The sequence below is a fragment of the Mesobacillus maritimus genome, assembly GCF_023715205.1.
Classification (GTDB): domain Bacteria; phylum Bacillota; class Bacilli; order Bacillales; family Cytobacillaceae; genus Mesobacillus_B; species Mesobacillus_B maritimus_C.
Genome location: NZ_JAMBNR010000010.1, coordinates 172,045 through 193,379 on the forward strand (window position 1 = coordinate 172,045; position 21,335 = coordinate 193,379).

Annotated in this window: 17 protein-coding genes; all 17 read left to right on the plus strand. The window is 39.7% G+C overall.

The annotated features are described in order from the left end of the window. Window positions 1-278 precede the first annotated feature (278 nt). The 17 genes from M3182_RS15785 (at window position 279) to M3182_RS15865 (ending at window position 20,926) form a co-directional block, all read left to right on the plus strand. Window positions 279-1,253 carry a polysaccharide deacetylase family protein gene (locus M3182_RS15785; RefSeq protein WP_251425875.1) on the plus strand — a complete coding sequence of 325 codons (975 nt, stop codon included), beginning with the start codon at window positions 279-281 and terminating at the stop codon, window positions 1,251-1,253. Between the two features lie 144 nt (window positions 1,254-1,397). Continuing rightward, window positions 1,398-2,636 carry a M16 family metallopeptidase gene (locus M3182_RS15790; protein WP_251425877.1) on the plus strand — a complete coding sequence of 413 codons (1,239 nt, stop codon included), beginning with the start codon at window positions 1,398-1,400 and terminating at the stop codon, window positions 2,634-2,636. Between the two features lie 243 nt (window positions 2,637-2,879). Beyond that, on the plus strand, window positions 2,880-3,122 hold the full coding sequence (locus M3182_RS15795) for a YlmC/YmxH family sporulation protein (RefSeq protein WP_251425879.1): 243 nt from the start codon (window positions 2,880-2,882) through the stop codon (window positions 3,120-3,122). 502 nt (window positions 3,123-3,624) lie between these two features. Further along, complete coding sequence (gene dpaA, locus M3182_RS15800; RefSeq protein WP_251558901.1) at window positions 3,625-4,527, plus strand: dipicolinic acid synthetase subunit A; 903 nt, start codon at window positions 3,625-3,627, stop codon at window positions 4,525-4,527. Next, the gene (locus M3182_RS15805; protein ID WP_251425883.1) at window positions 4,524-5,123 is read left to right on the plus strand and encodes a dipicolinate synthase subunit B; all 600 of its coding nucleotides are present in this window, start codon (window positions 4,524-4,526) and stop codon (window positions 5,121-5,123) included. Before dpaA ends, M3182_RS15805 begins: the two co-directional genes overlap by 4 nt. Before the next feature lie 204 nt (window positions 5,124-5,327). Beyond that, window positions 5,328-6,380, plus strand: a complete 1,053-nt coding sequence (gene asd / locus M3182_RS15810; RefSeq protein ID WP_251558903.1) for an aspartate-semialdehyde dehydrogenase — start codon at window positions 5,328-5,330, stop codon at window positions 6,378-6,380. Between the two features lie 48 nt (window positions 6,381-6,428). Then, window positions 6,429-7,661 (plus strand): aspartate kinase, encoded by a 1,233-nt coding sequence (dapG, locus tag M3182_RS15815; RefSeq protein WP_251558905.1) that lies wholly within the window; start codon window positions 6,429-6,431, stop codon window positions 7,659-7,661. Window positions 7,662-7,782: 121 nt separating this feature from the next. Continuing rightward, on the plus strand, window positions 7,783-8,652 hold the full coding sequence (gene dapA, locus M3182_RS15820) for a 4-hydroxy-tetrahydrodipicolinate synthase (protein WP_251558907.1): 870 nt from the start codon (window positions 7,783-7,785) through the stop codon (window positions 8,650-8,652). A 367-nt stretch (window positions 8,653-9,019) separates the two neighbouring features. Continuing rightward, the gene (locus M3182_RS15825) at window positions 9,020-10,690 is read left to right on the plus strand and encodes a ribonuclease J (RefSeq protein ID WP_285868413.1); all 1,671 of its coding nucleotides are present in this window, start codon (window positions 9,020-9,022) and stop codon (window positions 10,688-10,690) included. 539 nt (window positions 10,691-11,229) lie between these two features. Beyond that, window positions 11,230-11,964, plus strand: a complete 735-nt coding sequence (locus tag M3182_RS15830) for a ClpP family protease (RefSeq protein ID WP_251425892.1) — start codon at window positions 11,230-11,232, stop codon at window positions 11,962-11,964. After that, window positions 11,961-12,182, plus strand: coding sequence for a YlzJ-like family protein (locus tag M3182_RS15835; protein WP_251425895.1), 222 nt, complete (start codon window positions 11,961-11,963; stop codon window positions 12,180-12,182). The genes M3182_RS15830 and M3182_RS15835 overlap by 4 nt, the downstream gene beginning before the upstream one ends. A 139-nt stretch (window positions 12,183-12,321) precedes the next feature. Then, window positions 12,322-14,712 carry a DNA translocase FtsK gene (locus M3182_RS15840; protein WP_251558909.1) on the plus strand — a complete coding sequence of 797 codons (2,391 nt, stop codon included), beginning with the start codon at window positions 12,322-12,324 and terminating at the stop codon, window positions 14,710-14,712. A gap of 444 nt (window positions 14,713-15,156) precedes the next feature. Continuing rightward, window positions 15,157-15,882 carry a GntR family transcriptional regulator gene (locus tag M3182_RS15845; RefSeq protein ID WP_251425899.1) on the plus strand — a complete coding sequence of 242 codons (726 nt, stop codon included), beginning with the start codon at window positions 15,157-15,159 and terminating at the stop codon, window positions 15,880-15,882. A 108-nt stretch (window positions 15,883-15,990) separates the two neighbouring features. Further along, on the plus strand, window positions 15,991-17,100 hold the full coding sequence (locus M3182_RS15850) for a BMP family lipoprotein (RefSeq protein ID WP_251558912.1): 1,110 nt from the start codon (window positions 15,991-15,993) through the stop codon (window positions 17,098-17,100). A gap of 291 nt (window positions 17,101-17,391) precedes the next feature. Beyond that, window positions 17,392-18,927 carry an ABC transporter ATP-binding protein gene (locus tag M3182_RS15855; RefSeq protein WP_251558914.1) on the plus strand — a complete coding sequence of 512 codons (1,536 nt, stop codon included), beginning with the start codon at window positions 17,392-17,394 and terminating at the stop codon, window positions 18,925-18,927. Next, window positions 18,920-19,966: an ABC transporter permease gene (locus M3182_RS15860; RefSeq protein WP_251425906.1), complete on the plus strand. Its 1,047-nt coding sequence runs from the start codon at window positions 18,920-18,922 to the stop codon at window positions 19,964-19,966. The genes M3182_RS15855 and M3182_RS15860 overlap by 8 nt, the downstream gene beginning before the upstream one ends. A 9-nt stretch (window positions 19,967-19,975) precedes the next feature. Further along, window positions 19,976-20,926 (plus strand): ABC transporter permease, encoded by a 951-nt coding sequence (locus tag M3182_RS15865; RefSeq protein ID WP_285868470.1) that lies wholly within the window; start codon window positions 19,976-19,978, stop codon window positions 20,924-20,926. Window positions 20,927-21,335 lie beyond the last annotated feature (409 nt).

A 21,335-nucleotide genomic window follows, 5' to 3' on the forward strand; every position in this document is an offset into this window, starting at 1 on the left:
AACCCGGGGGAAACCCTGGTTTTTTTATTGGGCATAAATAATTTTCCTGGAGATATTTTTTAGGTGAAAGTCTATTTCGGTGAAAAAGGTCTCTAATGGCGTGAACGTTCGGTTTCAAATGAGGATATTTAATCGAGTTTTGATCACCACTACTTTTCATCCTGCCTTTCTTTTAATTGAATGCTAAACAACGTTCTACCTTGTCTTTTCTCCTCATACTCTAATTTATAGAGAACGATGGACAAGGACGATCTCTAGCGAATGAAGGAGGCATAGGGATGAAGAAATTAACGTATCTAATCGTCATCCTAATGGGTGCGTGGTTATTGGTGAGTAATCCTTTTTCTGACCAGTATTTATCCTATCTTAAAGCGGAGTCTATTCCCGTGTCGGTGAATGAAGACCCCTTACATAGGGAAATAGTCGAAAAAGCAGCAAAATACGAAGAAGAACCTATTGATGCAAAGATGGATCCCGTTTGGAAAGCCATACCAGGTTACAATGGGGTAAAAGTAAACGTTGAAAAATCGTATCAGAAAATGAAAAAAGAAGGCGAGTTTTCAGAACACTCATTAGTATTGGAAGAAATCAATCCGAAAGTGCATTTATCGGAACTTCCACCTGCAGCAATTTATAAGGGGAATCCTGAAAAACCGATGGCTAGCTTTATCATCAATGTCGCATGGGGGAACGAATATTTATCTGATATGTTAGCAACGTTGAAAAAACATCATGTGAAAGCCACTTTTTTTCTGGAAGGAAGATGGGTTAAGAATCACCCTGACCTTGCGAAAATGATTGTAGAAGCTGGGCATGAGGTAGGAAACCATTCTTTCAGCCATCCTGATATGAAAAGTTTATCAACCGCGAGGATTCACAGTGAAATTAAAAAGACGAATGAAGTGATTGAAGCCACAACGGGTGAAAAACCACGGTGGTTTGCACCTCCAAGCGGGAGCTATCGCGAAGAAGTGGCGAAAGTTGCATCTGTGTATGGACTAGGTACCGTCATGTGGAGCATAGATACAATTGACTGGCGTAAGCCTTCCCCAGATGTTTTAATTCAGAGAGTAACGGGAAAGCTTCATAATGGTGCACTTATTTTAATGCATCCAACTGATTCAACAGCAAAATCATTGGATCGATTGATTACCGAAATAAAGGCGCAAGATTTACACATAGGGACCGTATCTGAATTACTAAGTGAAGACCGAGTGATGGTTAACAAAACAGCATCAGAGGAAGAATCATAAATCGGATATAAAAAAAGGGAAGAATTAATTCATAAACGGGAATTATATGAAAAGAAAGCCTTCGTTTTGGAAAAAGTAACTAAAATGAAATATACTAAGTTATTGCAGGAATAGTTTATAACTATTTCCAAAGGAGGGGTCTTTTTGATAAAAAAATATACATGCCAAAATGGAGTGCGGATTGTACTTGAACAAATCCCTACAGTAAGATCAGTTGCAATTGGTGTCTGGATTGGGACCGGTTCACGGAATGAAGTTCCTGAGAATAATGGGATTTCCCATTTCCTTGAGCATATGTTCTTCAAAGGTACAAAAACTAGATCAGCGAGGGAGATTGCGGAGTCTTTCGATAGCATTGGCGGGCAAGTCAATGCATTTACTTCGAAAGAGTATACGTGCTACTATGCAAAAGTGCTAGACACGCATTCTCAATATGCGCTTGAAGTGTTGTCCGATATGTTCTTTAATTCCACTTTTGATGCTGGAGAACTCGACAAAGAAAAAAATGTGGTCTACGAAGAAATCAAAATGTACGAAGATACTCCAGATGATATTGTTCATGATTTATTAAGCAAGGCCATTTATAATGAACATTCACTAGGGTATCCAATTCTGGGAACAGAAGAAACTTTAAAAACATTCACTGGAGATACGTTAAATCAATATATGTTTGATACATACACTCCGGAAAATGTGGTCATTTCGATTGCAGGAAATGTTCCTGAAACGTTTATCACAGAGGTTGAAAAGCTGTTCGGTTCTTATGAGGCAGGAAAAGAAGCGATTGAGTACCATAAACCAGGTTTCCATGCTGAAAAAGTTGCCCGTAAAAAAGATACAGAGCAAGCTCATCTATGCCTTGGATTTGAAGGACTTCAAATTGGTCACTCTGATGTATACAGTTTAATTACCTTAAATAATGTACTAGGAGGCAGCATGAGTAGTCGTCTGTTCCAAGAAGTAAGGGAACAACGAGGTCTTGCTTACTCTGTATTTTCATACCATTCTGCTTTCAGAGATAGCGGCATCGTAACCATTTATGGTGGAACCGGGGCCAATCAGCTTGATGTCTTATTTGAAACCATTCAAGAGACGCTTTCGAAACTTCGCCAGGACGGGATTACGGACAAAGAATTAAAGAATAGTAAGGAACAGTTAAAAGGCAGTCTCATGCTAAGTCTTGAGAGTACGAATAGCCGCATGAGTCGAAACGGGAAGAATGAACTAATGCTTGGACGCCATCGCTCTCTTGATGAGATTGTGGAACAAATTGATCAAGTAACGATTAATAGTGTAAACAGCTTAGCAAATTCAATTTTCACGGACGAATATTCGGTTTCATTAATCAGTCCAGAAGGAGTACTTCCGAAGGGATTGCAATAAAATTTCTATTTCGAACACACGTCATTTCATGCGGAAGGGCGTGTGTTTTTTTGTGCAGGTGGACGGGTAAGAGAGAGTACGAAGTGAAAGGTTGTCCGAAGTTCTCAGCCTCCTCGCTGTTTTTTGACAAAGCTCTTCTAATTCATGAATGATAACGATACATATATAGTAAGACAAAGTAATAAACCGATTTTAACAACAATCTTTACAGAATCAGCCTAATAAAATAATGGAGGGGAAAGAATGAGGTTAAGTGAATTAGGTGGAAAAGAAATTGTCGATGTAAAAAAAGCGGAAAGACTTGGGATTCTCGGACAAACCGATTTAGAAATAGATGAGAAAACAGGGCAAATTAAAGCTCTCATTATTCCTTCGGTTAAGTGGTTTGGTCTTAAACGCCATGGCGGAGAATTAAGGGTGCCATGGAAGCAGATAACAAAAATCGGTACAGATATGGTCATTGTTGATATTGAGGACGAAACTTAGGCTAGCAGAGAATGCTAGTCTTTTTTTGTAGGCTTTTTTCTCCAACATAGTTGCTTTTTAAAGAAAATATAGAATGTTTCGGCTACTCTTCCATGACAAATTTGTACATAAGAGGAGAAAAGAGTTTGAAAACCAAGTAGTAACGCAGAGAAGATCTTAATTCTCGTTAAAATCGACTTTAGGATTTTAACAACAAACTTTACGAAAACAGCCTTTTAGTATCGAAACTAAATTGATGTCAACATTCTTTGGAGGACCTCATTATTCCTCATTTAAAACTCCTTGTCCGACTATCATCATCCTAAAAATATTGGATGAAATTTTTTCCTTCCAAGCTCATTCGTATCCTATAAACGTCTCGTTTTTCCTTTAACCGCAGGCTTTTTCCTGTTTTCAATCAGGAAATCCGCGGATAACTCACCCTTCAGTCACCTATGACATATGATGTTGAAGTAAATAGAAAAATTCCTGTTCGACTATTGTAAAGAAGGTGATAATTCTTATGCTGACAGGAATGCAAATTGCTGTAATTGGCGGTGATGCCAGGCAGTTGGAGATTATTCGCCAACTAACAGAGCATGATGCCAAATTATCATTAGTTGGCTTTGAGCAATTGGATCACGCCTTTACTGGAGCAAGCAAAGAAAAAATAGATGAGATAGATTTTACTGTACAGGATGCGATTATTTTGCCTGTACGAGGAACAGACCAAGACGGTCTAGTTGATACAGTATTTTCGAGTGAAAAAATTATTTTAACAAAAGAAATGCTCGAACAGCTTCCTGCACATGCGATTGTGTTTTCGGGAATTAGCAACCCATATTTGGATGGAATCACAAACGAAAGCAATCGACGGCTTGTGAAATTATTTGAACGAGACGATGTTGCTATTTACAATTCAATTCCGACAGTAGAGGGGACCATCATGATGGTCATCCAACACACTGACTTTACCATTCATGGCTCAAATGTCGCAGTCTTAGGTTTAGGAAGAGTGGGTGTAACAGTTGCACGTACTTTCCAGTCGTTAGGAGCAAAAGTGAGAGTTGGTGCTAGAAGAAGTGAGCATAAAGCGAGAATTACTGAAATGGGTCTCATAGCATTTGACCTCAGTGATCTTGAATCAAATATGAAAGACGTTGATATTTGTATCAATACGATTCCAACGCAAATTGTGACGGCGTCGGTTATCTCAAAAATGCCAGCTCACACCCTCATTATCGATTTGGCTTCCAAGCCAGGAGGCACGGATTTTCGGTATGCCGAAAAACGGGGAATTAAAGCGTTACTAGCCCCAAGTCTTCCAGGGATTGTTGCCCCGAAGACGGCAGGTCAGATTCTTGCCAATGTCTTGATTAAGCTTTTGAAAGAGGATATGAAAAAGAGGGAGGAGAATCAAGCATGAGTTTAAAAGGGAAAAGAATTGGATTTGGATTAACAGGTTCTCACTGCACATATGATGAAGTTTTTCCTGAAATTGAAAAGTTAGTCAATGAAGGAGCAGACGTTGTACCAATCGTTTCTCATACTGTTCAGTCTACTGATACTAGATTTGGAAAAGGAGAAGATTGGGTCCAAAGAATCGTCGATTTAACTGGGAATAAATTAATCAATTCCATTGTTGATGCAGAGCCACTTGGTCCTAAATATCCGCTTGATTGCATGGTCATTTCTCCGATGACAGGTGTTTCATTGAGCAAATTTGCGAACGCGCAAAATGATTCTCCCGTTTTAATGGCTGCAAAAGCGACACTTAGGAATCAGAAGCCAGTCGTTCTAGGGATCTCTACTAATGATGCACTAGGTTTAAATGGTGTAAATATCATGCGGTTGATGTCTACTAAAAATATTTATTTTATCCCATTCGGTCAAGATGACCCAACCAAAAAACCAAATTCATTGGTGGCAAGAATGAGTGCAACAAGAGATGCCATTCTTTCAGCAATGGAAGGCCGTCAAGTTCAGCCTGTTCTTGTAGAAAAGTATCGCGACAGTCAGTGACGGTATTCTGATCGAAAAGGAAAAAGATAATCCCTTTGTTACTTTACCGAAATAAAATCTGCCAATCCCCTTTCCTTCGTGGTTGAATATGATAAAATAAATGAAAATATACAATTGGCAGATTGATTCGATTGAATACGTCTGCCTATTCATATTTCTATAACCGGTTTAAGCTGGTAATATACTTTGGAAGGGGAACTATGAATGGCACAAGAGAGAGGATTCCATGTAGCAGTTGTCGGAGCAACAGGAGCTGTTGGTCAACAAATGCTTAAAACATTAGAAAATCGGGATTTTCCAATTTCAAAACTAACATTATTATCTTCTGCACGTTCAGCTGGAAAAACGGCTGTTTACAAGGGGCAGGATATTACGATAGAAGAGGCAAAACCAGAAAGTTTTGAAGGAGTAGATATTGCTCTTTTCAGTGCTGGAGGGAGTGTATCAAAAGCACTTGCGCCCGAAGCCGCTAAGCGTGGAGCAATTGTTGTTGATAATACTAGTGCCTATCGTATGGACGAAAATGTTCCACTAGTCGTTCCAGAGGTCAATCCAGAAGACCTAAAGAATCATAATGGAATTATTGCAAATCCTAACTGCTCGACGATTCAAATGGTCGTAGCATTGGAGCCTTTGCGTAAAAAATATGGTTTGAAGAAAGTAATTGTTTCTACCTACCAAGCGGTTTCTGGTGCTGGGGCTGCTGCTGTCGAAGAGATGTATGCACAAACTCAAGCAATCTTAGATGGCAAAGAACCAGAAGCGAATATCCTTCCGGTAGGATCGGCTGAAAAGCATTATCAAATTGCTTTTAATGCGATTCCACAAATTGATAAATTTGAAGAAAATGGCTTCACTTTTGAAGAAATGAAAATGATTAACGAGACGAAAAAAATCATGCATATGCAGGAGCTTGAAGTAGCGGCTACATGTGTACGTCTTCCGGTTGGAACAGGGCATTCTGAGTCTGTTTATTTTGAAATCGACGCAGAAGGTGTTGATGCAAATGAAATCAAGACATTGCTTGCCGATGCGCCTGGCGTTGTTTTACAAGATAATCCATCCGAGCAAATTTACCCAATGCCTGCGTTTTGTGTAGGAAGTAACGATGTTTTTGTCGGACGCATCCGTAAAGATTTAGACAATAAGAAAGGCTTCCATATGTGGGTTGTTTCTGATAATCTACTTAAGGGAGCGGCTTGGAACTCTGTTCAAATCGCAGAAAAACTAGTCGAGCTTGGCTTAGTTAAGGAATAAGTGAGAAATGAAGTTTAAATTTTAATAGAGCATCTTTGAGGTGTAACGATGAAAATAATCGTCCAAAAATTTGGTGGCACGTCCGTTCGAAGTGATGAAAGTCGGGCGCAAGCCATTAATCATATCAAAAAGGCAATTTCAGAAGGATATAAAGTGGTTGTCGTTGTGTCGGCAATGGGAAGGAAAGGGGAACCGTATGCAACCGATACTCTACTTTCCCTTGTTAGCGAAACCAATAATCAATTAAAACCTAGAGAATATGATTTGCTCCTTTCATGTGGTGAAATCATTTCAAGTGTGGTCTTCACAGATCAACTACACGCAGATGGAATTAAGGCTACTGCCCTTACAGGCGCCCAAGCAGGATTTTTAACAAACAGGGAGCATATGAGTGCCAAGATCCTTGATATGAAATGCGATCGCTTGCTGAAGGAACTAGAAGAAGTCGATGTTGTAGTTGTGGCTGGTTTTCAAGGGGCTGCTCCAAACGGGGATATCACGACAATTGGTAGAGGAGGTAGTGATACCTCTGCTGCTGCCCTTGGAGCCGCTCTGAACGCTGAACGGATTGATATCTTTACAGATGTTGAAGGGATTATGACAGCAGATCCAAGAATTGCTGAAAATGCTAGACCACTTCCGGTTGTAACTTACACAGAGGTTTGCAATATGGCTTATCAAGGTGCAAAGGTTATTCACCCTCGAGCAGTGGAGATTGCCATGCAAGCAAAGGTTCCAATCCGAATTCGTTCTACTTATTCGGATGGCCTAGGCACGCTTGTGACAGATAAGAATATGAAGCAGACCAAGGGTGCGGATATAAAAGAAAGACCGGTTACGGGAATTGCACATGTTTCCAATGTAACGCAAATTAAAGTATTTGCGAAAGAGGGACAGTACAACCTTCAGTCTGAAGTATTTAAAGCGATGGCAAATGAAAATATTTCAGTGGATTTTATCAACATATCGCCTAAAGGTGTTGTTTATACGGTTTCAGAGGAAATGACGCAACGAGCGATTACGATTTTAGAAAACCTTGGCCATGAACCTGTCATTGAAAGAGAGTGCGCAAAAGTATCGGTGGTTGGAGCAGGAATGGCAGGTGTACCAGGCGTCACTTCGAAAATAGTGATGGCCTTATCCGATAAGGGAATTCGAATTTTACAATCAGCTGATAGTCATACGACAATCTGGGTACTGGTCAAGGAGAAGGACCTCATTCTTGCTGTAAATGCTCTGCACGATGCATTTCATTTAGAAGAGGTTCACCAAGAAGTTTAGTGTGCTAAGAATACCGGGTAGTCAACTCCTTAGGCTCAACTGAACGTTTCGATTGTGAGGGAAATCTCTTACCAAACGAAAGGATTCTATGGAGTGGTACTAAAGTAAAGGAGTGGATCAAATGGTCCAATTTGGCCGTATATCGACAGCAATGGTAACTCCATTTGATAGTAAAGGACATGTCGATTTTACAAAGACGACTCAGTTGGTCAATCATTTAATCAACAATGGTACAGAATCCATTGTTGTAGCAGGGACAACAGGTGAATCTCCCACTTTAACAAAAGAAGAGAAAATTGCTTTATTTAGTCATGTAGTAAAAGTAGCAGATAAGCGTGTTCCAGTTATCGCTGGAACAGGCAGTAATAACACATATGCCTCCATTGAACTGACAAAAAAGGCGGCAAGTTTAGGTGTCGACGCTATTATGGTTGTTGCCCCATATTACAACAAACCGAATCAAGAAGGGTTATACCAACACTTTAAAGCAGTAGCTGAAAGTACGGACCTTCCAGTTATGTTGTATAACATCCCTGGTCGTTCGGTCGTCAATGTACAACCAGAGACTATTATTAGGTTGGCAGAAGTGCCGAATATCGTATGTGTTAAAGAGGCCAGTGGGGATTTGAATGCTGTTACGAAAATCATTGCAAATACACCTGATGATTTTATCGTTTATAGCGGTGATGATGGATTGGCATTGCCACTTCTATCCGTTGGAGGACATGGCGTTGTATCTGTTGCTTCCCACATTATCGGGAATGAAATGCAAGAGATGGTGAAGGCCTATCTAGAAGGCGAAGTCCAAAAGGCAGCAAAACTTCATCAGCAATTACTTCCTATTATGCAAGGACTATTTAAAGCTCCTAGCCCAGCACCAGTTAAAACAGCACTCCAATTAATTGGTCTGGATGTGGGATCTGTGAGATTGCCACTAGTTCCACTTAATGAACAAGAACGAGCCGAGATTTATGAGCTAGTAAAAAAATAAGAAAAAATCAATCAGCTTTTGCTGGTTGATTTTTTTTTATTTGGCTTCTTTCTCAAAAATTATTGCTTTTTAAAGGAAATATAGAATAATTTAGCTATGATTCCATTCCAAATTTGTTTTCAAGAGGAGAAAAGAGCTTACAAACTAAGTAGTAGCGCAGAGAAAGGCTTATTCCTCGAAAAATCGGTTTTAGGATTTTAACAACAAACTTTACGAAAACAGCCTTTTATTTTTGCTGATATAGTGGTCTATTTTGGTGGAATTGACAACTTGTGGACGGGATTCCTATTGTAAAGGGTTTCTATCATCAAGTATAATAACTATAACTGGTCATGGTCGGCCCAATTCAGCAAGGAGGAAGCTACACTTGAATAGTAGAGAGAATGAGAGCATAAAAATCATCCCTATGGGTGGAGTTGGAGAAATTGGTAAGAATATGTATCTCACAGAAGTGGACGGAGATATTTTCATTATAGACGCGGGATTGATGTTCCCAGAGGATGAAATGCTCGGTATTGATATTGTAATTCCAGATCTGACTTATTTAATTCAAAATAAACATAGAGTGCGTGCAATTTTTCTGACTCATGGTCATGAGGATCATATTGGTGCCCTTTCTTATGTTTTACAACAAGTACAAGCCCCTGTATATGGGACAAGGCTAACCCTAGCCTTAGCAAAAGAAAAAATGAAAGAACAGGACTTCCGCGGTAAAATTGATTTTAGAGTAATTCATTCGAACTCAAAGATTAAATTTGAAACGGCACATGTATCTTTCTTTAAAACCAATCACAGTATTCCTGACTCCTTGGCTGTTTGTATTCATACATCTGAAGGTGCCATTGTTCATACTGGTGATTTCAAATTTGACCAAGCAGCACCAAATCTGTATCGTCCAGAAATTGGAAAAATGGCAACAATCGGAGAAAGAGGAGTGCTATGCCTCTTATCTGATAGTATGGGAGCTGAAAAACCAGGGTATACCGAGTCTGAAAATGTGGTGGCTCGAGAATATTCCCATCGGTTTGAAAAAGCAGCTGGAAGAGTGATTGTGGCTTCCTTCGCAACAGATATTAGCAGAATCCAGCATATTTTCCATAGTGCATTAGAAAGTAATCGGAAAATTGTCCTTGTTGGAAAGAGCTTAAAACGGACGATCGAAAAAGTGATTGAACTAGGATACTTAGAAGTCGCAGAAGATCAGATGTGTCCAATTAACGAAATCAATCAGTATCATGACAGTGAACTGTTGTTTTTAATCACGGGAAGCCAAGGCGAGCCAATTGAAGCGCTCGAAAAGATGGCAAAGCGAAATCATCCAGTTGTAAATATTCAACAAGGAGATACGGTTCTTATCCCTGTTTCGCCACTTACGAGCAGCGAAGTTTATCTAAATAAAACAATTGATCTACTTTACCGAGCTGGGGCTGAAGTGTTGTTTGGTAGAGGATTAAAAGATGTATCTAGCCATGGAAGTCAAGAAGAGCTTAAGTTTATGATTAACCTTATGAATCCTAAATTCTTTATCCCTGTTCATGGAGAATATAAAATGCTGAAGGCACATACAAAAATTGCCCAACAATGTGGAATTCCAGATACGAACATGACCATTCCTGATCGAGGAGATGTAATTGAATTCGTTGATGGGAAAATGCGGAAAGCAGACCGTGTCCCAGCAGGGAATGTTCTGATTGATGGAATTGGTGTTGGAGATGTTGGAAACATCGTGTTAAGAGACCGTAAACTTCTTTCCCAAGATGGTGTTTTGATTGTGGTAGTTACCCTTAATCGTTCTGAACGAACCATTATCGCGGGGCCAGAAATTATATCTAGAGGTTTCGTCTATGTGAGAGAATCTGAGGAGCTCATGAGTGAATCAGAAGCAATTGTCAAAGAGGTTGTGGAAAAAGTCATTTCACGTGATTCATTTGATTGGGCAAGCTTAAAACAAGAAATGAGAGATGCCTTAAGCTATCATCTTTTCAATAAAACAAAGCGCCGGCCAATGATTATGCCAATTTTAATGGAAGTGAAATAACTAAAAGAAGAGGAAGCGCGGGTGACAGGTTCCGCTTGGTGACGCATAATCTAAAAATGCAATCCAAAATGTTACCCGGTTTTTACAGCTTTTTTATTTATGTTTCTATAATAAAAAATGGCTCAGTTTACTATACTGAGCCATTTTTTATATCCTTGGCTCGAAAAACGTGAAAAAGGGTAATTTTGCTATGCTTAATCGGAAATTCTCCGCTTATATTCCTCGTACCAAGCGTTATTCTGCAGTTTAACTGAATAATACCCGCTTATTTTAAATATCACTCGTTAATCAAGTTAAGGAGTATCGGAACCTGTTAGCTTTCGGTAGAGACTCCTCTTTTTATCTATTCAAATACTCATGAAACATCCAACATTCGTAAGTTCGCTAATCTTAAGTATTTAACAAAGAAATATTTTTAAAAAGACCTGTAAAAGACCTCCTTTTAAGAACAAACTTAAACAGAAATAGAAACCCCTTCCGCATTAAAATTGCAGGATTGTTTATACTAATTGATATCATGTTTGTAGGGGGTAAATGAGATGCAAATGAATGAACAACAACCAGAAAAGCAGGAGGGACAAAAGGAAGAAAAGTCTCCTCTGCTTGAGAAAATACAGCAGCTAGGGCAGACAAATGTGCCACAGCTTTCGCAAGATAGTAAAATTCACTGTTTGACAATTGTTGGTCAAATTGAAGGTCATGTACAACTTCCTCCTCATAATAAAACAACAAAATATGAACACTTGATCCCACAACTTGTAGCCATTGAACAGAACCCGAAAATTGAAGGGTTAATGGTGATTTTGAATACAGTTGGTGGGGATGTGGAAGCAGGATTGGCTATTTCCGAGATGATTTCGTCTTTGTCGAAACCAACTGTTTCGATTGTTCTTGGTGGAGGTCATTCGATTGGGGTTCCGATTGCGGTTTCTTGTGATTATTCGTTTATTGCGGAAACAGCTACAATGACCATTCATCCAATTCGTTTAACTGGCCTCGTCATTGGTGTTCCGCAAACGTTTGAGTACTTAGATAAAATGCAAGAGCGCGTGATTAACTTTGTAACGAAACACTCCAATATCCCGGAGGAAACGTTTAAGGAGTATATGTTTGCGAAAGGGAATTTAACTCGAGACATTGGGACAAATGTGGTTGGATCAGATGCAGTCGAAGCAGGGTTAATTAATGAAGTTGGTGGTCTAGGTGCCGCTATGAAAAAATTAAACGAATTAATAGATTTAAACAAAGATCAAGATGAGGGGATGATCCAATGATTTTGTACACCATGATGCCCCGTGAACTGGTTTATCCTGAAGAAGCAGCGGAGCAACAAGGAGCCTCTAACCAAATGCTCGTTCAGTATCAAGGGGTTCCTGTTTTGGCTGAACAAGAAGATGGGATGAATTATCGCATTGTTCGGGTCATGAGTACGGATCCATCACATTATTTAAATGAAGCGTGCAGCCCAGGTACAAAAATTTCCCTTTCATAGAACGAATGTTTGACCAACCACTCGGGACCTTATGTTATAATAAAATGTAATCCAACAACAGCAGCCGAGAAAGGCTGCTTGTTTGCTTTAACAAATTGCTAGGTAGGATGAAATGAAGACTAGATTGTAAGGTGATTAGATGGCAAAAAGAAAGAAGCGACAAAGTCGCAAAAACGAACCAATTAAAACAACATTGAAATTTGAACTTAGCGGTCTGATACTAATTGCCTTGGCGGTTATTGCGATGGCAAATTTAGGTGCCGTTGGAACAGCAGTAGTTTTGTTCTTCCGTTTCTTCATGGGAGAATGGTACATGCTTAGCCTTATTGGCCTAGTCATCTTTAGTTTCTATATTATGTGGAAACGGGCATTCCCTTTTCTGTTTCAGATTAAGTTATTCGGTACATATTTAATCATCGGATCCATTTTATTACTAAGCCATGTCACTTTGTTTGAACATTTATCGAATGGTGGCCAATTTGAGAACCCGAGTGTCATAGCGAATACATGGGACCTTTATAAAATGGAGGTCAGAGGAGAAACAAGCACTGCCGATCTTGGTGGGGGAATGATCGGAGCTGTCCTCTTTGCAACTTTTTATTTTTTATTCGATGCTGTCGGCTCTCAGTTAATTGCATTTCTAGCGATTCTCATTGGAATTATCTTGATAACAGGTCGGACATTTGGGGATACAGCCGGGAAATTTATAACGAGTATTGTTAACTTTATTGGGCGGCAGTGGCAAGCTTTTTTAGAAGATATGAAAAGTTGGAAGCAAGACTTTACTCGTAAAAGGGCCGAAAAACAAGAAGCAAAAAATAATGAAGTGGCGAGTGAAAAAAAGGAACCAAGGAAGCGAAGGTCTCCTATTAAAGTTGAATCTGAAGAAGAAGAACCACTTACGACTGAACCAATCATTTCGAGTTTTGCGGAAAGAGCTTATCCTGAAGAAGTTGTACTAGAAGATAAGGTAGAACAAAAGGAAGAGAAAAAGAAAAATGATGTAGCAAAAGGAAATAAGAGCGGAACAAGCGGAACAAAGGAAGACGGGGCTCAGGAAGAAGAACAAGGACCGCCGATTACGTTTACTGAAGTAGAAAACACTTCTTATGAGTTACCACCACTTAGTTTACTAAAGCGTCCGAATAAAACTGATCAAAGTGGTGAGTATGAATTGATCCATGCAAATGCCGCTAAACTTGAACGTACCTTCCAAAGTTTTGGAGTGAAAGCCAAAGTGACGCAAGTTCATTTAGGGCCTGCCGTAACCAAGTACGAAGTGCATCCTGATGTTGGGGTGAAAGTCAGTCGGATTGTGAGTTTGCATGACGATCTAGCTTTAGCACTAGCTGCGAAAGATATTCGGATTGAAGCTCCAATTCCTGGTAAGTCGGCAATCGGGATCGAAGTGCCAAATTCAGAAGTGGCGATGGTGTCTTTACGTGAAGTTATTGAAGCGAAACGAAATAATAAACCAGATGCGAAACTTCAAATTGCCCTCGGTCGTGATATTACAGGAGAAGCAGTTCTTGCTGAATTAAACAAAATGCCTCACCTTCTGGTTGCTGGAGCAACAGGTAGTGGAAAGAGTGTATGTATTAATGGGATTATTACAAGTATTCTTATGAGGGCAAAGCCTCATGAGGTAAAGTTAATGATGATTGATCCGAAGATGGTTGAATTGAATGTTTATAATGGGGTTCCACATTTACTTGCTCCCGTAGTGACGAATCCGAAACGAGCGTCACAAGCACTTCAAAAGGTCGTTAGTGAAATGGAACGCCGCTATGAATTATTCTCACACACAGGAACAAGAAATATTGAAGGATATAATGAACATGTGAAAAGGTCCAATGAGGAAGAGGGCGAAAAACAGCCGTTGCTTCCTTACATTGTCGTAATTGTCGATGAGTTAGCGGACCTTATGATGGTTGCTTCCTCAGATGTGGAAGATGCGATTACGAGACTTGCGCAAATGGCAAGGGCAGCTGGTATTCACTTAATAATTGCGACACAGCGACCATCCGTTGATGTTATTACAGGAGTCATTAAGGCGAACATTCCGTCACGAATTGCTTTTGCTGTCTCGTCTGCTACAGACTCTAGAACCATCTTAGATATGGGGGGCGCAGAGAAGCTATTAGGTAGAGGGGATATGTTATTTTTACCAGTAGGGGCTTCAAAGCCTGTCCGTTTACAAGGGGCTTTTCTTTCAGATGAAGAAGTCGAAGAAGTTGTCGATTTCGTCATTGGTCAGCAAAAGGCACAATATCAAGAAGAAATGATTCCAGATGAAATTCCAGAAACAACAGCATCTGATGTGCAAGATGAGTTATATCAAGATGCTGTCGATTTAATTATTGATATGCAAACGGCTTCTGTCTCGATGCTACAACGCAGGTTCCGAATAGGTTATTCCCGTGCAGCACGCTTGATTGATGAAATGGAACTTAGAGGTGTAGTGGGACCTTATGAAGGAAGTAAACCACGAACAGTTCTCATTGCAAAATCCGAAGAAGCGAGTTCATAATCAGGGATAGGTTCGTGGGTCTTTTTTACGGAAAGAATGTAGTTAAAATCTTGCAGCTGATACTAACGCAGAATAAGCCATTCATACTAAGTTTACAGGCTATATTCTCCTAATCAAAAGTTACTTACCTTATATCTCTAAAGGCAACAAAGTTTAAGGAAAAAGGCATACGGAAAACAAGATATAAATGATACAAAGTGTCTCAAGTGGTAATGCCATTTGAGGCACTTTTTTCAATTAGAAAAACACAATCAACTATTATATCAGCTTTTATGACATTGTGTATGAACATTATGCTACCCTATACGAAATCCCTTCCTTTTTTCGACAAAATTTTGAAACTCTATTTATTTATAAATGAAAAAATGATATAGTAATTTCGATTAGTAGAAATGTAATACATCAGATGTCTGATGTCTGGAGAATACGGTTGGAGGAAGTCCTATGTCAATCAAGTCAGATAACCGTCACTTATACCTTCAAGTGATTGATCACTTAAAGCAGGATATTCAAAATGGGGTTTACAAAGAAAAAGAAAAACTCCCATCTGAATTTGACCTTGCAAAAAAACTGGGTGTAAGCAGGGCTACGCTGCGAGAGGCTTTGCGTATTCTTGAAGAAGAAAACGTTATTATTCGTAGACATGGAGTTGGGACATTTGTTCACTCTAGGCCCGTGTTTACCTCAGGGATCGAACAGCTGAATAGTGTAACATACATGATTGAACAGGTTGGGATGAAACCGGGGACTGTATTTTTAAGCTCAACGGTTGTTGGACCGTCTGATGAAGATCTTCGCCGGTTTAACTGCTCACCAGAAGAGGACATTCATGTCATTGAAAGAGTTAGAACCGCAGATGGAGACCCGGTAGTTTACTGTGTAGATAAGTTTCCTTCTCGGATTTTCCCAGGTCCTTTTACCTATGAGAGAGAGTCAATCTTTGAAATTTTAGAAGAAGGGTCTGAAAGGAAAATTTCTTACGCAGTAGCGCAGATTGAACCAATTGGTTTCCACGACAAGGTATCACCCATACTTGAATGTGAACCTGAAACGGCCCTGCTGGTGCTCAAACAAATGCACTATGATGAAATGGACAATCCAATTTTGTATTCGGTCAACTATTTTAAAGCCGACAAGTTCAGCTTTCATGTCTTGAGAAAGAGAATTTAATTTTTTTTAGAAAAAGAGTCTAAAAATTCATGAGACTGAAAGCGTTAGCTTGTTGGTAAATCCCATTTCTACTAAATCTAACCAACAAAATCCTTAGGGGGTACTAACGTGAAAAAGCGTAAATTTGGTTTAACCATGTCGCTCATTTTGGCTGCTGGAACAATTCTTGGCGCTTGTGGTGGTGGCGACACTGAAGAAGCCGAAAAAGAAGGTACAACTGGTGAAAAAACAGAACAAGAATTTAGCGTAGCAATGGTTACTGACGTCGGTGGAATCGACGATAAGTCCTTTAACCAATCAGCTTGGAAAGGGATTAAAGAATTTGGTGAGGCAAACAACCTTGCAGAAGGTGACGGATATACTTACTTACAATCCCAATCAGATGCTGACTATACAACAAACTTAAACTCTTTAGCTCGTAAAAACTATAACCTAATTTTCGGTGTTGGTTTCATGATGGAAGAGTCTATTAATGAAATTGCTGGTCAACAAAAAGATTATAACTTCTCTATCATTGATGGTGCTGTTGATCAACCAAACGTAGCGAGCATTCTTTTCAAAGAGCAAGAAGCTTCTTTCTTAGCTGGAATTGCTGCTGGATTAACAACTGAGTCTAATAAAGTTGGGTTCATCGGTGGAGTAACAGGTGCTGTTATCGAACGTTTTGAAGCTGGATTCATTGCTGGTGTTGAAGCGGTTAATCCTGACGCTGAAGTAGAAGTTCAATATGCTGAAGCATTTGACAAAGCTGAAATGGGACAATCTATTGCGTCTAAGATGTATTCTTCTGGCGTAGATGTCATTTTCCATGCAGCCGGTGGTACTGGTAATGGTCTCTTCAAAGAAGCGCGTGACCTTAAACAAAAAAATCCTGATCGTAATGTATGGGCAATCGGTGTTGACTCTGACCAAGCAGCTGAAGGTGTAGTAGAAATCGATGGTGAAGAACAGAACATCATTATTACATCTGCATTGAAGCGTGTAGACGTAGCGGTTAAAGATATTTCTGAAAAAGCAAAAGCAGGAGAATTCCCTGGAGGCGAAACGTCTGTTTATACTCTAGCGGATGATGGAGTTGGCTTAGCACCAATTAATGACGCAGTACCTGCAAAAGCGGATATCGAAGCAAAAGTAGCTGAGTTCACTGAGAAAATTAAGAACGGTGACTTAGAGATCCCTGGTACGCTTGATGAACTTAAAACTTTCTCATTAGAGTAAAAGGATTACTACTAAGTTTTTTTATGAAAGGGTAAAATTTTTGCTTCTTTCATAGGTGGTTTGACCTAAGACTTGTGAACTGTTAAAAAATATTTATGTAGTTTTGATGCTGGCGCCTTGTGAATCGAGGCGCCGGTGTTAAGAATTCAGGATGAACGAAAATCCTAACTGAAGAACAGAAAGGCTTCTGTTTTTCATTTAAGGTTTTACGGGGGAGTCCTTTTTTAAAAATTCAAAAAGGTCTGACCTCTTACTACCTGAATTTTCACCTTATTTGGGGGAGTGAAAAAAGTGGAATATGTTATTGAGATGCTCAATATACGTAAAGAATTTTCAGGATTCGTTGCGAACGATAATATTACTTTGCAATTGAAACAAGGAGAAATCCATGCGCTGCTTGGGGAAAATGGTGCGGGAAAATCCACGCTCATGAACGTTCTCTTTGGGTTGTATCAGCCTGAAGAAGGAGAAATTAAAGTGAAAGGCGAGACTGTTAAAATAACGGACCCAAATGTTGCAAATGAACTAGGGATTGGCATGGTTCACCAGCATTTTATGCTTGTTGATACGTTTACAGTCACTGAAAATATCATTCTTGGGAAAGAGACAACCAAGGGTGGATTTATTGATATTAAAACAGCGGAAGAGGAAGTTCGCAAAATTTCCGAAAGATATGGTCTTGCTGTTGACCCCCAAGCGAAGGTTGCAAATATTTCCGTTGGGATGCAACAACGCGTTGAAATACTGAAAACGCTTTACCGTGGTGCGGATATCTTGATTTTTGATGAACCTACAGCGGTATTAACACCACAAGAAATAAAAGAGTTAATACAAATCTTCAAAACTCTTATTAAAGAAGGCAAATCCATTATTTTGATTACTCATAAGTTGAAGGAAATTATGGAGGTTTGTGATCGAGTAACGGTTATTCGAAAAGGAAAAGGTATCGGAACAGTCAATGTTAGCGAAACCAACCCTACGGAATTAGCGAGTCTTATGGTAGGTCGGGATGTTGTGTTCAAAACAGAAAAAACAGAAGCAAATCCTGCCCATGAGGTTTTGCAAGTTGAGAACTTGAATGTCAAGGATGCTCGTGGCGTTCAAGCTATTAAAAATCTTAATCTATCTGTTCGTGCTGGAGAAATTGTTGGGATTGCCGGGGTCGATGGCAATGGTCAAACAGAATTAATTGAAGCCATCACGGGACTTCGTAAAGCTGAAAGTGGACGGGTGAAAATTAACGGGAAAAACGTCCTGAATTTTTCACCAAGAAAAGTGACGGAAACGGGTCTAGGTCATATTCCTCAAGACCGTCATAAACATGGGCTCGTTCTAAACTACTCTGTAGGAGAAAATATGGTTCTACAAACGTATTACCAAAAGCCCTACTCTAAATCTGGAGTTATGAATTTCAAGAAGATTTACGATAAAGCAAGAGCATTAATTCAAGAGTTTGATGTGCGGACGCCAAGCGAGTACACTCCTGCGCGAGCATTATCAGGAGGAAATCAGCAAAAGGCCATTATTGGACGTGAAGTTGATCGAAATCCAGATATCTTGATAGCTGCTCAACCGACACGGGGATTAGATGTTGGTGCGATTGAATTTATTCATAAGCGTTTAATTGAACAACGTGATAACGGCAAAGCAGTTCTACTTGTATCGTTTGAGCTAGATGAAATCATGAACGTAAGTGACCGGATTGCGGTTATTTATGAAGGTGAAATTGTTGCGATTGTTGATCCTAAAGAAACAACGGAACAGGAATTAGGATTGCTAATGGCGGGTTCAAAGAAGAAGGAAGTAGGTGAAAATGCAAATGTCTAGCAGAATGAAAAACTTGCTAACCCCTGTCATTGCTGTATTACTAGGAGTATTAGTTGGAACGATTATTATGATTGTTAGTGGCTATGATGCGATTGCTGCGTACACGGCTCTTTGGAACGGTGCTTTTGGTGATGTGTATTTTGTTGGGGAAGTCGTTCGTCAAGTCACTCCATATATCTTAGCCGGGCTCGCGGTTGCTTTTGCATTTAAAACCGGTCTTTTCAACATCGGGGTTGAAGGACAAATGCTAGTTGGCTGGGTAGCTGCGGTTTGGGTAGGGGTTAGTTTTGATCTGCCGAGAATCATTCATTTGCCTTTAGCCGTTTTAGCAGCTGGAGTAGCTGGTGCTCTTTGGGCGTTTATTCCTGGTTATTTAAAAGCAAGATTCCGCGTTCATGAAGTAATCGTTACGATTATGTTAAACCATACTGCTTTGTATGTGACAAATGAAATTATTCGAAGCGTCCTTTCAGATGGGAAAGAACGTACCGATATGATTGCAGAATCAGCTTCATTACGTTCACCGTTTTTCGAAGTATTAACAGATTATTCCCGGATGCACTGGGGAATCACCATTGCGATTATTTGTGCAATTATCATGTGGTTTATTCTTGAAAAGACAACAACCGGTTTTGAATTGCGTGCTGTAGGATTCAATGAACATGCATCCCAATATGCTGGAATGAATGTAAAACGTAATATTATCTTATCAATGGTTATTTCAGGTGTCTTTGCTGGACTAGCCGGTGCGATGGAAGGCTTAGGTACATTTGGTTATGCCGCTGTTAAGGGAGGCTTTACCGGTGTTGGTTTCGATGGAATCGCCGTTGCTCTTCTTGGTGGAAATACAGCGATTGGGGTAATTCTCGCAGCGATTTTATTCGGTGGGTTAAAGGTCGGTGCTTTAAACATGCCGCTTGAAGCAGGGGTACCGAATGAATTAGTCGACATTATTATTGCACTCATTATTATTTTCGTTGCATCAAGTTATATTATTCGTTGGTTTATCGATCGCATTAGTAAAAAGGGGGTGAAATAAGTGGGCTTCATGGACATCCTGCAAATCGTCATTCCGTCAACTCTATTATGGGCAGCTCCGCTTATTCTCACTGCATTAGGTGGTATCTTTTCAGAACGTTCAGGTGTTGTGAACATCGGTCTAGAAGGACTCATGGTCATCGGTGCCTTTACGGGAATTGTGTTCAACCTTGAAACGGTGCAAGTTTTTGGAAACTGGACTCCTTGGGTAGCTCTTTTGGTTGCAGCCCTAGTCGGTGCATTGTTTTCACTTATTCATGCTGTTGCTACGATTTCTTTTAGAGCAGACCACACGGTATCAGGGGTTGCCATCAACCTTTTAGCTGTTGGGGTTGCATTATTCTTAGTGAAATTGATTTATGATAAAGGACAAACGGATATCATTCAGAAAGGTTTCAGAAAAATTGATATCCCATTTTTAAGTGATATTCCAATTATTGGGCCAATTTTCTTCTCAAATACGTATTGGACCTCTTATGTTGCGATTATTATCGCGATCATTGCTTGGTTTATTGTCTTTAAAACTCCATTTGGTTTACGTCTCCGTTCGACAGGTGAGCATCCAATGGCTGCTGATACTATGGGGATTAACGTTACGAAAATGCGATATATCGGTGTTATTATTTCAGGGGCGCTTGGAGGCCTAGGTGGAGCTGTATATGCTCAATCCATCTCTTCTGATTTTAGTCATGCGACGATTAGTGGACAAGGATTTATGGCACTTGCAGCGATGATCTTTGGGAAATGGCACCCACTAGGTGCGATGGGTGCGGCAATTTTCTTCGGTTTTGCCCAAAGTTTAAGTATTATCGGAAACAGCTTGCCATTCTTGCAGAATGTCCCAAGCGTCATTCTCTTAATTGCACCATATATTTTAACGATTCTTGCATTGACTGGTTTCATCGGGCGTGCAGATGCACCGAAAGCATCTGGAACCCACTATATCAAAGGAAGTCGTTAATCAATAAAACTTCTTTAGAAAAACTCTCGAATGTACCAAAGTTCGAGAGTTTTTTATATTTACTAACCGAGAGAACGAAATGATTATGATAATTTAGGGTCATAAGTAAATCAATAGTGACGAGAGATCGTGTAAATGAAAATTTCTATAATCTTTACGAAAATTAGCCTTTTGTTAAGCCCCTTCAAGGGTTTTTATTTTGAGTAAGAAGAAGCCGGAAATAACATAGAATTGGAAAGGGATGAATTTGTTTAGAGTTAGGATACTTGTCTTTTAAAGAAATTAGCAGGTATAGTAAGAATATGTACAAGTCAAAAGGAAAAGATAACAATATAACCTAGAAGAATCATACATAAAATGTACTATTGGTTGAATGAAAGTTCTAGGTACTACCTGTTTTCATTGGATT

Bases quoted from the DNA above. Each gene is read 5' to 3' on its own strand.
- M3182_RS15845 (WP_251425899.1), top strand. From the start codon at position 15,157: ATGTCAATCAAGTCAGATAACCGTCACTTATACCTTCAAGTGATTGAT.
- M3182_RS15865 (WP_285868470.1), top strand. From the start codon at position 19,976: ATGGACATCCTGCAAATCGTCATTCCGTCAACTCTATTATGGGCAGCT.
- dapG (WP_251558905.1), top strand. From the start codon at position 6,429: ATGAAAATAATCGTCCAAAAATTTGGTGGCACGTCCGTTCGAAGTGAT.
- asd (WP_251558903.1), top strand. From the start codon at position 5,328: ATGGCACAAGAGAGAGGATTCCATGTAGCAGTTGTCGGAGCAACAGGA.
- M3182_RS15795 (WP_251425879.1), top strand. From the start codon at position 2,880: ATGAGGTTAAGTGAATTAGGTGGAAAAGAAATTGTCGATGTAAAAAAA.
- dpaA (WP_251558901.1), top strand. From the start codon at position 3,625: ATGCTGACAGGAATGCAAATTGCTGTAATTGGCGGTGATGCCAGGCAG.
- M3182_RS15785 (WP_251425875.1), top strand. From the start codon at position 279: ATGAAGAAATTAACGTATCTAATCGTCATCCTAATGGGTGCGTGGTTA.
- M3182_RS15805 (WP_251425883.1), top strand. From the start codon at position 4,524: ATGAGTTTAAAAGGGAAAAGAATTGGATTTGGATTAACAGGTTCTCAC.
- M3182_RS15840 (WP_251558909.1), top strand. From the start codon at position 12,322: ATGGCAAAAAGAAAGAAGCGACAAAGTCGCAAAAACGAACCAATTAAA.
- M3182_RS15830 (WP_251425892.1), top strand. From the start codon at position 11,230: ATGCAAATGAATGAACAACAACCAGAAAAGCAGGAGGGACAAAAGGAA.
- dapA (WP_251558907.1), top strand. From the start codon at position 7,783: ATGGTCCAATTTGGCCGTATATCGACAGCAATGGTAACTCCATTTGAT.
- M3182_RS15835 (WP_251425895.1), top strand. From the start codon at position 11,961: ATGATTTTGTACACCATGATGCCCCGTGAACTGGTTTATCCTGAAGAA.
- M3182_RS15860 (WP_251425906.1), top strand. From the start codon at position 18,920: ATGTCTAGCAGAATGAAAAACTTGCTAACCCCTGTCATTGCTGTATTA.